1 protein-coding gene is annotated in these 272 nt (G+C 36.8%); it reads left to right on the top strand.

All coding sequences use genetic code 11. The features are described 5' to 3' along the window. Window positions 1-272, top strand: a 272-nt coding sequence (locus tag WG67_RS07015) for a hypothetical protein (protein ID WP_218916202.1), incomplete at both ends; no start/stop codon positions are given.

Here is a 272-nt window from a genome sequence, read left to right as displayed (position 1 = left end):
GATATAACAAAAAATGCTTCCTCTTTCTTGGAGAAATTTGTTATATTCATGGCAGTTACTGACTCTCATTTTTTGTGGCATATTTTTTCTTCAACAGTTAAATGGCTATTTATAATGAATTTTGTCAGTAACTGCCAGTTCTTTTCGCTTGAGCGATGCAACAAAGCCCACTGGGATCCAGTTTCACCTTGTGATGGTGTCATGAAAGTAGCTGACACTGGTTTCCATCCAAGACGGTGTCATTCCTTACTATTACCCAAAAATATAAATGG

It is taken from the genome of Wolbachia endosymbiont of Drosophila incompta, assembly GCF_001758565.1.
Taxonomy (GTDB): Bacteria; Pseudomonadota; Alphaproteobacteria; order Rickettsiales; family Anaplasmataceae; genus Wolbachia; species Wolbachia pipientis.
Note: the sequence above shows the minus strand (reverse complement) of the source record. Positions and strands in the feature narration are given on the sequence as shown.